Source organism: Hyphomicrobium sp. (assembly GCF_020852195.1).
Lineage (GTDB): Bacteria > Pseudomonadota > Alphaproteobacteria > Rhizobiales > Hyphomicrobiaceae > Hyphomicrobium_C.
Window position 1 is genome coordinate 1 of the sequence record NZ_JADZBI010000048.1, and the last position, 9,617, is coordinate 9,617.

The following is a 9,617-nucleotide window of genomic DNA, read 5'->3' on the forward strand; positions in this document are numbered from 1 at the left end:
GAGCCGGCATCGAGACGCCGGCCGAGTGAGCTTATGCTCGGTTGCTCAGGGTTCCTTCCGGCATTATAGGGGCTTAGCGTAACGGCCGTCCCGGACGGCACGCGATCCGTTCCCGGACGGCCTTACAAGGGCCACTCGGGTTGATGTAGACTCGCGGACCCCACCAGCTTGGATGGCCCCCCACGGAATGGAACGCCCTTTCTCTCTCCGCCCGCCGTGGCCCGTCTCGTTCCTCCTTGCCCTATCCATCATTGCGCTCGCCGTCCCGCTGCTCGCCCTTCTGGGCATGGAGGCGGCGCGGCTCACGACGTCCGAGCGCGCGCGCCTCTTCAACGAGGCACGCCTTGCCGCCGAGCGCATTGCCGCTGACCTGGATCAGACGCTGAACAGCTACATCGTGATCCTGGAGTCGCTCGCCACCACGCCAGCCCTGGCCGAGGACGATCTGGCGACGGTCTATCGCCAGGCCGAGGCGGCGCTCAGCTCGCGCGGCCTGTTCGCGTTCCTGCGCGATCCAAGCGGCCGCATGCTCTTCAACACCCGCCTTCCCTTCGGCGCCCCGCTTCCGACCAGCACCGGCTTCGACGGGCAATCGCACGTCGGCAAGAATGCTGTCATCTCCGACGTGGTGATAGGCGACGTCGCGAAGCGGGCCGTGATGTCGGTCAGCGTTCCAATCATGCGCAAGGGGAAGCTGCGCTACGTGCTCTCTTTGTCGCTCGAGCCGGGCCTGATGAAGGATCTCCTCGACCGCCAGAAGCTGCCGCCGGAGTGGCGCGGAACGATCACGGACCGCAAGGGAATCGTTATCGCGCGCACGCGCAAGCATGAAGAGTTCGTCGGCAAGCCGCTGTCCGAGGCCACCCGCATCGACGGCGCGGATAGCGAGCTGCAGGGCATGGATCTGGAGGGCCGCGCGGTCAAATGGGGAACCGCCCCCTCGCGCCTCTCGGGTTGGACGGTCTACGTGTCGGTTCCCACGGCGCTGGTCGAGGCCGCGGCCCGCGAGGCGCTTCTGAACTACGTGCTCATCGTTGCGGCGTTTACCTGTGTCGGCATCGCAGGCGCGGTCGGCGTGGCCCGCGTCATCACGAAGCCTCTCGACATGGCCGAAAACGCGGCCAAGGCGCTCGGCGAGGGCCGCTCGGTCGAGTTCGAGCCGACCCTCGTCACAGAGGCCAACGCCATCGGCACCGCGCTTGTCGAGGCCGCCGAGCTGCGCGAGCAGGCGGAGCAGCAGATCCTTCTGCTCATGCGCGAGGTCAACCATCGATCGAAGAACATGCTGGCCGTGGTGCAGGCCATCGCGCGTCAGATGCCGGCCAATGACCCCAAGCAGTTCGTGCGTCAGTTCTCGGATCGCATCGTCGGCCTTGCCGCGAGCCAGGACCTCCTGATCGAGAGCAACTGGCAGGGCGTACGCGTCTCCGATCTCGTCCGCTCCCAGCTCGCGCTGTTCCGCGAGCTGATCGGCACCCGCATCGAGATCTCGGGACCGCCCGTGCGCCTGCAACCGCCCGCCGCACAAGCCATCGGCATGGCCCTGCACGAGCTCGCGACCAACGCCAGCAAGTACGGCGCGTTGGCGGGCGCCGAGGGCAAGGTGCGCGTCTCCTGGCGCATGCAGGGTTCGGGAGAGGATCGCGAGTTTGTGCTCGTGTGGGCCGAGGAGGGCGGACCTCCGGTCAAGCCGCCGGAGCGCCGCGGCTTCGGCTACACGATCATGGTGGCGATGGTCGAGAAGTCGCTCGATGCCACGGTGACGATCGACTATGCGCAAAGCGGCTTGGTCTGGAAGGTCGTGGCCCCCGCGCGCTGCACCTACGACGGCCCCGAGACCGCCGGCGGCCCCGCCAAGCGCAAGGGCCCCTGACCGCGCACGTCTATCCTCCCTTGTGGGAGGGGTTAGAGGTGGGGGGAATCCCACCGGCAGACGGTCTGTAGTCCCCTCTCCTAGCCTTCCTAGAAAAGGGGCATGTCGCGAGCCTAGCGAAGCTTCCTATTTGCAGATGCGCTTGAGCCCGTTGCTGCCATGTCGGGCGAGATCGACATGAAAATGGTCGTGGTGCGCGCGGTCGTGGTTTGGCCCGAGCACGGTGGTGAACCGCTCGCACGCCCCGCGGTGCACGGCCCTGAGGTAGGCCTGCTTGGTCACGTCACCGTTCCAGTCGCGCTTGATGGAGATCTTGCGCCCGTCCGCGAGCGTGAAGCCCGAGACGTCGAGGGCGTTGGCATAGCCATGCTCGGAGAGCCGTGCGCCCGACACGTGGTTCATGGGCCGGCAGGAGTAGGACCCCGCCACCGCCACCTCGACCACGTCCGACCCGAAGTAGTAGCGGGCGGCCGGGTTGACGCTCTCTCGCACCCACCGCTCGACCTGCGGGATCATTGGGCAGCGGAGCATGGCGGCGGGCTTGAGCCGCACGCGGCCGTCGTCCACGGCCGAGAGCTCGAAGGGCCGCTCGGTCCCGCACACGCTGGGACCGCCGAGTGCCGACCGGCTGGCGATGAAAGTCGTATGCGCGAGAACGCCCGATTGGATGCAGGCGCTCTCCTCCTGTGCGCGCCAAGGCTCGAGCTTGGCGACGAAGTTCGGTCCGGAGCTGCATCCGGAGATGAGGGCCGGCATCAAGGCCGGCAGCACGAGAACGCGACTGAGACGCATGACGCTGGGACACTAGGCCGGTTAAGGCTAACGAACCGTGAATGTCCCATCCTCCCCACACGTCCTATCGCAGACTTTTTCGGCCGTTTGCGGCCGGGTCTGCGGCGTTCGTTGGGCTGCCGCGCGGCGGTTTTCCGGCAACGTATCGTCGACTTATCCACAGCGAAGGAAGACTCGGACGGAGAAACCGCCGTCCAACGATTTGAGTGTCTGCTACAATCCGAGCGTCCGTAGTGTGAGACGCTGACCGGCTCCCGCCATCGCATCCCTCCCTCTCAGAGGATAGCTGTCGGGCGCTGACACGGGCACTGTATGCGTACGGCGTCAAACCCCTTTCGTGCGTCGAGGCCCCGGCCCGAAGACAGTGCTGCTCGCTCGGCATCCCCCACGATGTTCCCTCGACGAGCACGCCTGTCTTTCACCGGGGCCTTGTGATTCCCGCGATCCGATCACGTGAGCGGGTGGCGTGCGAGGAACGCACGCACCGCCGCCTTGAACGTACGGTCGCCGGTTGCCCTCATGTGCTCGCGGCCCTCGATCACGAACGCCTCCGCGCCCGGGATGACGTCGGCAAGCTCCGTCGCCGACCCGCCGACCACGTCGTGCTCGCCGACGGCCACCAGTACCGGCGGGACGAGCGTCGCCACGTCCTCCGCCGAGATCGGCGCCCGCGCCGAGCGGATGCAGGCCGCGAGCGCCTTGAGATCGCTTTTCGTCTGCTCTGCGAAGACGCGGAACGAGCGCGCGGCCTGGTTCTTCACGTCATCGACGCTGGGCGCCTCGAGAGCATGCGCGATCGGGCCCGTTCCGGCCATGCCGCGCACCATGTTGATGCCGAGGCCGCCGAACACGAGGCTCTGTACGCGATCCGGATGCGCCAGCGCCAGGAACGCGGCAAGGCGCGCACCCATCGAGTAGCCGATCACATGCGCACGCGGGATGGCGAGGTGATCCAGCAGCCGCCGCGCGTCCTCCGCCATCTCCGGCGCACCGTAGTCCTCGACGTCGTAGAGCTTCTCGCTGCGGCCGTGCCCGCGGTTATCCAAGGCGATGACCCGGTAGCCGGCACCCGAGAGGTCCGCCACCCATCCCGTGTCGACCCAGTTGACGTAGGCGTTGGAGGCGAAGCCGTGGATCAGCAGCACCGGCTCCGCGTCCGGCCGCTCAGCGCCCTGATCGAGGTAAGCCAGCGTCACCCCGTCCGAACTGAACGTCTTCATCGCTGGTCGCGGATGCATCCTGGGCTGCTCATGAGATGACTTCGCCTCCGGCCGCGTCGAGGCGGTCGGCTGGGCGGCAGGGTGGCAGCAAACCGGCTGGGATTGCAACGTCGGAAAGTAGGCCTGTCCCTGGTCAGAGATGTCGCGTGTCTCAGCCTATGAATTCGCGACGGTAGCGGCTATGTTCGCCGCCAGCACTGCCGCGGGCAGTGATGAAGGGGAGGCCATGGCAAAGATCGCGACGCCTCATTTCGCCAACGACATCGGCGCCGAGAAGATCTTCGTCGGCGTCAAGGAGCTTCAGTGCATGGGCGCCCGGCCGCCCTACGACCATCCGCATGTCTATCTGGACATGGGCGCCGACAGCCAGATCCTGTGCCCCTACTGCTCCACGCTCTACGTCTACGACCCGCGGCTGCACGAAAGCGAGAGCGACCCGCGCGATTGCCTGGTCTCGCTGACGGACGAGGCGGCGTAGACATATCGCCGGCGGATCATGATCGCCACGCCGCCGTCCAGGAGCGCGCATCTCGAGAAGGTCCTGATCGCGGGTGGCGGCATCGGGGGCTTGGCGACCGCGCTCGCCCTTGCCCGACGCGGCATTGCCTCGACCGTGCTCGAGCGCCGCCTTCTGTTCGGCGAGGACGGTGCCGGCATCCAGATCGGACCCAACGGCACCCGCATCCTGGAGATGCTAGGCGCGGCCTCGGCGCTCAAGCCGCGCGTGACGGCGCCGGATGCGCTCCGCATTCTCGATGCGGCGACCGCACGTCCGCTCGGCACGTTCCCGTTGGGACGCTGGATCGCGGAGCGCCACGGCGCGCCCTACTGGGTGGCCCATCGCCGCGACCTGCACAACGCGCTGCTCGTGGCCGCCGAGCGAGAGCCCTTGATCCGCCTCCGCATGGGCTTCGACGTCACCGTCGTCGAGGAGATGGGCGACACGGTCACGGCCGTGTCGTCGGCCGCCGACGAGGCTCGCGGCGATGCGCTGATCGCGGCCGACGGCGCCTGGTCGATCCTGCGCAGGGACGCCTTCGCAGCCGGTACGCCAGTCTATACGGGCAAGTGCGCCGTGCGCGTCGTACTTCCGATAGAGGAGGTGCCGGAGGCGCTGAACCGGACCGAGGTCCACCTCTGGCTCGGTCCCGATGTGCACGTCGTGCACTATCCCGTCAGCGCCGGGCACGGCGTCGCATTGGTCGCCGTCTTCGACGATCGCCAGGTCGCGGCAGACTGGAGCGCGCCATGCGACCGCGCATGGGTCATGGCGCGCACGACCGGGTTTGCGCCGCTGCTGCAAGATCTGCTCGCAAAGCCGGAGCACTGGCGCCGCTGGTCCTTGATGCGGCTGGCGCGCCGTCCACGCGTGGCCGTGGGGCGCACGGCACTGCTCGGCGATGCGGCCCATCCCGTGCTGCCCTTCCTGGCCCAGGGCGGCGTCATGGCACTCGAGGACGCGGTCGTCGTGGCCGATGCGCTGGCCACCGATCCGGGCGATCCCGCACACGCGCTCGCGGCCTACGCCCGCAGGCGCGAGGCGCGCGTGCGCCGCGTGGCCCAGGCATCGCGGATGAACGGTGTCATCTTTCACCTGAGCGGCCGCATGGCTGCCGCGCGCAACATGGTGCTTGCGCGGACGCCACCCGAGCGCTTCATGCGTCGCTACGACTGGCTCTACGGCTGGACCCCGCCGCAGAGCGAGTAGCCCGCCTGCCCAACTTCGGACGCGCCGTACTGAGAGCGTCTCGGAAGGGCGGCACCCGCCGACCATGCTCCGGTTGCTCCGGAACTCGTTGACGGTGCAGGCTTGCCGATGAAGACAGCTCCCGAGCACAGGACCCGCTTCGGCGTCCGGCACCCAGAGTGGATCGAGAATGCGCTTTGGGCCCTTGCGTTGCGCAACGAGTGGTCCGGCTACCAGCTCAGACAGCATGTGAGACCGAGCGAATCGTCGGCCGCCTCCCGCCGGGATTTCTCGGTGTAGGCATACCGCGATGACGTGCCGGGGCCGTTCTGGAGCTGGCAGCGCTTCGGCAGAACCTCGACATCGCTGCCCGATGGGCGCGTGATCCATATCGCGGGCGAGCACGAGGACTTCTACGATCGGGATTTCTGCATCTACAATGATGTTGTCGTCGAGTATGCGGGCGGCGACCGCGAGTTCTACCTCTATCCGAAGGATGTCTTTCCACCCACGGATTTCCACACCGCGACCCTGATCGGCTCCCACATCTGGCTGATCGGCTCTCTCGGTTATCGCGATCTGCGCCGGCACGGCGAGACTCAGGTGCTGAGATTCGATACCCGGACGTTGCAGTTCGAGACGCTCGAGACCGCAGGCGACGGCCCGGGCTGGATTTCCCGCCACACGACGGAGCGCATAGGCGAGAACGCCCTGCTTGTCGTCGGTGGCAACATCCAAACGTCCGAAGGCTACACGCCGAACGCGCATGTTTTCGAGCTCGACCTGACAACGCTCATGTGGCGGCGGCGGCCCCACGGCGACGAAGCCGTCTTTCCGGTGTCCGCCGCGGACTATCACGCCTTCAGGAGCCCGCGCTACGGCTCCGGGAACCCCGAGGTTAGCCTCAACCCATTCTGGCTCGCGATGACGAGGCGTCGTTGGCGGCCGAGCCGCGCACGACTGCATTACGGTTCTGAGGTTGACGCCGGAAAATCAACGCGCACGGAAAAGGATGTGGTGTGGACGGCAGTCCGCGAAGGGGCGCTCACGGTATCGCTGCCCAATGGCCGGACGCTGCTGATCGGCGGCAGGATTCTGGATTATGGCGACGAAGGCGCGGATGCCTGGATCTACAACGACATTGTCGTGACCGCTCCGAACGGCGACATCCACGTCGCCACCTATCCCAAAGACGTCTTTCCCCACATCGTCTGCCCCGTCGGCGTCGTGCAGGGACAGCATGTCGTCATGTTCGGGATCGTCGATCGCGGCTACCATCCCGATCGAACGCGGGGTCCGGCAGTCCTGCGCCTCGACACAGGCTCCTGCGCCATCGAGCCCATCGACGCCGGCGAGCCACCGCTGCGCGTCAATCTCTACGCTGGCTGCGAGACGCGGGATGGCGAGCGGATCGTCTTTCCGAATGTCAGGCAGAACGCGGCCGACCTCGAGCTCGGGATACCGTTTGATCTTTCCTCTCTGAGCTGGGGGCAGCCCGTTCCGTATCGCCATCCTTGCCCGCTGGAGGAGTGATGCCATTGGGACGGCGCATCCTGCCGCTTGCCGGTCATAGCGAGTTGACGAACGCGACCAGCGCCGCGCGCTCCTCGGCACTCAAGGCTGCGTAGGCATCGCGCGCTGCCTGCGCTTCCCCGCCGTGCCAGAGGATTGCTTCCTCCACGTTCCGCGCGCGCCCGTCGTGCAGCAGGAACGTGTGGTCGCTCACCACCTTGGTCAGGCCGATGCCCCACAGCGGCGCGGTCCGCCACTCGCGCCCGTCGGCATCGCCTTCCGGCCGCGCGTCGGCAAGCCCCTCGCCCATGTCGTGCAAGAGGAAGTTGCTGTAGGGCCAGATCAGTTGCTTGCTGAGATGCGGCTGCCCCTCCACCGTGCCGGTGGTGAAGGACGGCGTATGGCATGCCGCGCAGCCCGCCTTGTGGAACAGCGCCTTGCCCTTGAGCACGACGTCATCGCCCGCGCCGCGCCGCGCCGGTACCGCGAGGTTCTGCGCGTAGAACGTCACGAGGTCGAGCAGCTCGCGCGGAAGCTCGAAGCCGCCCGCGCGCTCCGAGTTCCCGTTCGGTGCCGCAAGGCAAGCCGGCTGCGCCGCCGTGCAGTCGCCTGAGGGCTTCGGCACCAGGGGGTTGGAAAGCCCGATGTCGCCGGCGGCCGCCGTCGCGCTCTGGTCGAGGATGGTGGGCTCGCCCGCCTTCCAGCCGAACCGCCCGAGCATGACCTTCCGCTGGGAGAGCGACCACACCTCGTTGACGCGCCCCGAGATGCCGTCCTTGTCGACGTCGTCCGGATCCGCGTTGGCGCGGATGTCGGCCTCCGGTATGGCCTCCACCAGTCCGAGCCCGATCATCGGCGGCGCGATGCGCGGCGACAGCATCACCTTGGGATGCAACGCCCCGTACTTGAGGTCGACGATCGAGTACGTCGGCTTGCGCAGCGTGACGACCTCGCCACCCGCCAGCGTCACCGGCACATCCATATAGGTGATGTGCATCTGCCCTTCGCCGTCGTGGCCCTGGATGGCGATGTTCTGCAACTGGTCGCCATAGACGGGATCGGGAATACTGTTGACGCGCCGCTCGGCGAGGAGGCGCTCCTGCTCCTCGGTCTCCGGCGGGATGGAGAGGCGGAGGAACATGGAGACCGCCGTCTCGTCCGGCCAGTTGGCGAGCGGAGGACGCCCGCGCCCGTCCTTGAGATGGCAGTTCTGGCAGCCGCGCGCATTATAGAGTGGCCCGAGCCCGTCCGACGCCTGCGTGGAGGAGGGTGCCGCCACCCACAGCTTGCGGAAGATGGCGTTGCCGACCTTGAAGCGCGCCTCGCCCTCGAAGCCGATGCCGTGCGAGAAGTGGGAGAAGGCGTCGCGGTCCGTGACGCTCTCGCGAGAGGTGGCGGTGCCGCCCGGCATCTCCTCGCCGGGTTCGAGCCCGGCCGGCACCTCGACCGTGGGCGCGGCGATGAGCGACACCGTGCCCGCGGCCAAAGGCACGACGGCGGCGAACGCGATCATCCAGAACGTCTGTCCGAACGGGCGGAACATCGGAAGCTCCGGCTCCAGGCTGCGAGGCCAGTCAGCATGCCAATCGGCCGATCGCAAGGTCAAAGCCCCGCCCGCGGACCCTTCGCCGCGCCATGGCCTGACCTGAAGCAGCCGCGCCGGTGGTGTACAGATGCGGCCTAGTTGTCGCCGCCCACCTTCTCCGGCGCGTCGAGGCTGTCCGAGCCCTCGAACTTGATGCCCTTGAGGTCGAGTGCCGCGATGGCGCGCTCGAACTCCTTGGCCTGGGCGATCAGCGCGTCGATGCCGGCCTGGACGGCGGCATTGCCTTCCGCGTTGTCGAGCCCGATCATCTGGTCGTAGCGCTCGACCTTCTCGGCACGGTCGACGATGGCCTGCAGCTTGGCGAGGCTCGTCTCGATGGCGGCCCACACCTGGGCATCGGTCTCCGGCGACTTGTCCTTGACGAGGTCCGAGACGGAAGGTCCCGACACGACGCTGCCGTCCGTACGCTTATAGCGTCCGAGATAGACGTTTTGGATGCCGACCACGTCGCCGTAGTGGGAGTTGTGCGTGTTGTCAGAGAAGCAGTCGTGCTCCTCCTCGGGGTCGTGGATCATGAGGCCGAGCTTCATGCGCTCGCCGGCAAGCTCCCCGTAGGAGAGGCTGCCGAGGCCGGTGAAAATCGACGTCAGGCCGGTCTTCTCGTCGGCGAAGATGAACTTGCGCGCCTCGCCCTTGGCCCCCCACTGCTTGGTCATCCAGTCGAGGTCCTCGATCAGCATGTCGGTGACCGTCGTAAGGTAGGCCGCGCGCCGGTCGCAGTTGCCGTTCGGGCACGCCTTGAGATCGTAGTCCGTTGCCGGCCGGTTGCCGGCGCCGGGCTCGGTGCCGTTGAGGTCCTGTCCCCAGAGCAGGAACTCGATCGCGTGGTAGCCGGAGGCCACGTTGGCTTCCACGCCGCCGGCCTCGTGCAGGCTGCGGATCAGCTTCGGCGTGATCTTCGAGGCGTCTACCGTCTTGCCCGCGACC

8 protein-coding genes are annotated in these 9,617 nt (G+C 67.4%); 4 read left to right on the forward strand and 4 right to left on the reverse strand.

All coding sequences use genetic code 11. From position 1 onward, the window contains the following. Window positions 1-187: 187 nt before the first annotated feature. Window positions 188-1,873: an HWE histidine kinase domain-containing protein gene (locus IT540_RS03935; protein ID WP_291173586.1), complete on the forward strand. Its 1,686-nt coding sequence runs from the start codon at window positions 188-190 to the stop codon at window positions 1,871-1,873. A 126-nt stretch (window positions 1,874-1,999) separates the two neighbouring features. Here the strand turns inward: IT540_RS03935 and IT540_RS03940 are convergent, their stop codons facing one another. Continuing rightward, window positions 2,000-2,665, reverse strand: a complete 666-nt coding sequence (locus tag IT540_RS03940) for an extensin family protein (RefSeq protein ID WP_291173588.1) — start codon at window positions 2,663-2,665, stop codon at window positions 2,000-2,002. 449 nt (window positions 2,666-3,114) lie between these two features. Then, window positions 3,115-3,885, reverse strand: coding sequence for an alpha/beta fold hydrolase (locus IT540_RS03945; RefSeq protein ID WP_291173590.1), 771 nt, complete (start codon window positions 3,883-3,885; stop codon window positions 3,115-3,117). Window positions 3,886-4,111: 226 nt separating this feature from the next. Here IT540_RS03945 and IT540_RS03950 point away from each other — a divergent pair, with 226 nt between their 5' ends. The 3 genes from IT540_RS03950 (at window position 4,112) to IT540_RS03960 (ending at window position 7,105) form a co-directional block, all read left to right on the forward strand. Next, window positions 4,112-4,363, forward strand: coding sequence for a zinc-finger domain-containing protein (locus tag IT540_RS03950; RefSeq protein ID WP_291173593.1), 252 nt, complete (start codon window positions 4,112-4,114; stop codon window positions 4,361-4,363). Between the two features lie 18 nt (window positions 4,364-4,381). Further along, entirely contained in the window at window positions 4,382-5,593 is a 1,212-nt protein-coding gene (locus tag IT540_RS03955; RefSeq protein WP_291173595.1) for an FAD-dependent monooxygenase, read from the forward strand. A 294-nt stretch (window positions 5,594-5,887) separates the two neighbouring features. Next, entirely contained in the window at window positions 5,888-7,105 is a 1,218-nt protein-coding gene (locus tag IT540_RS03960) for a hypothetical protein (RefSeq protein ID WP_291173598.1), read from the forward strand. Between the two features lie 34 nt (window positions 7,106-7,139). Here the strand turns inward: IT540_RS03960 and IT540_RS03965 are convergent, their stop codons facing one another. Both IT540_RS03965 and IT540_RS03970 read right to left on the reverse strand, forming a co-directional pair. Continuing rightward, complete coding sequence (locus IT540_RS03965) at window positions 7,140-8,627, reverse strand: di-heme oxidoredictase family protein (RefSeq protein ID WP_291173601.1); 1,488 nt, start codon at window positions 8,625-8,627, stop codon at window positions 7,140-7,142. 137 nt (window positions 8,628-8,764) lie between these two features. Next, the coding region (locus IT540_RS03970; protein WP_291173603.1) for an imelysin family protein at window positions 8,765-9,617 on the reverse strand (853 nt) is incomplete at its 5' end.

What these genes read in the sequence shown, in the direction of transcription:
- IT540_RS03935 (WP_291173586.1), top strand. Translation starts at nt 188, where the DNA reads ATGGAACGCCCTTTCTCTCTCCGCCCGCCGTGGCCCGTCTCGTTCCTC.
- IT540_RS03950 (WP_291173593.1), top strand. Translation starts at nt 4,112, where the DNA reads ATGGCAAAGATCGCGACGCCTCATTTCGCCAACGACATCGGCGCCGAG.
- IT540_RS03955 (WP_291173595.1), top strand. Translation starts at nt 4,382, where the DNA reads ATGATCGCCACGCCGCCGTCCAGGAGCGCGCATCTCGAGAAGGTCCTG.
- IT540_RS03945 (WP_291173590.1), bottom strand. Translation starts at nt 3,885, where the DNA reads ATGAAGACGTTCAGTTCGGACGGGGTGACGCTGGCTTACCTCGATCAG.
- IT540_RS03940 (WP_291173588.1), bottom strand. Translation starts at nt 2,665, where the DNA reads ATGCGTCTCAGTCGCGTTCTCGTGCTGCCGGCCTTGATGCCGGCCCTC.
- IT540_RS03965 (WP_291173601.1), bottom strand. Translation starts at nt 8,627, where the DNA reads ATGTTCCGCCCGTTCGGACAGACGTTCTGGATGATCGCGTTCGCCGCC.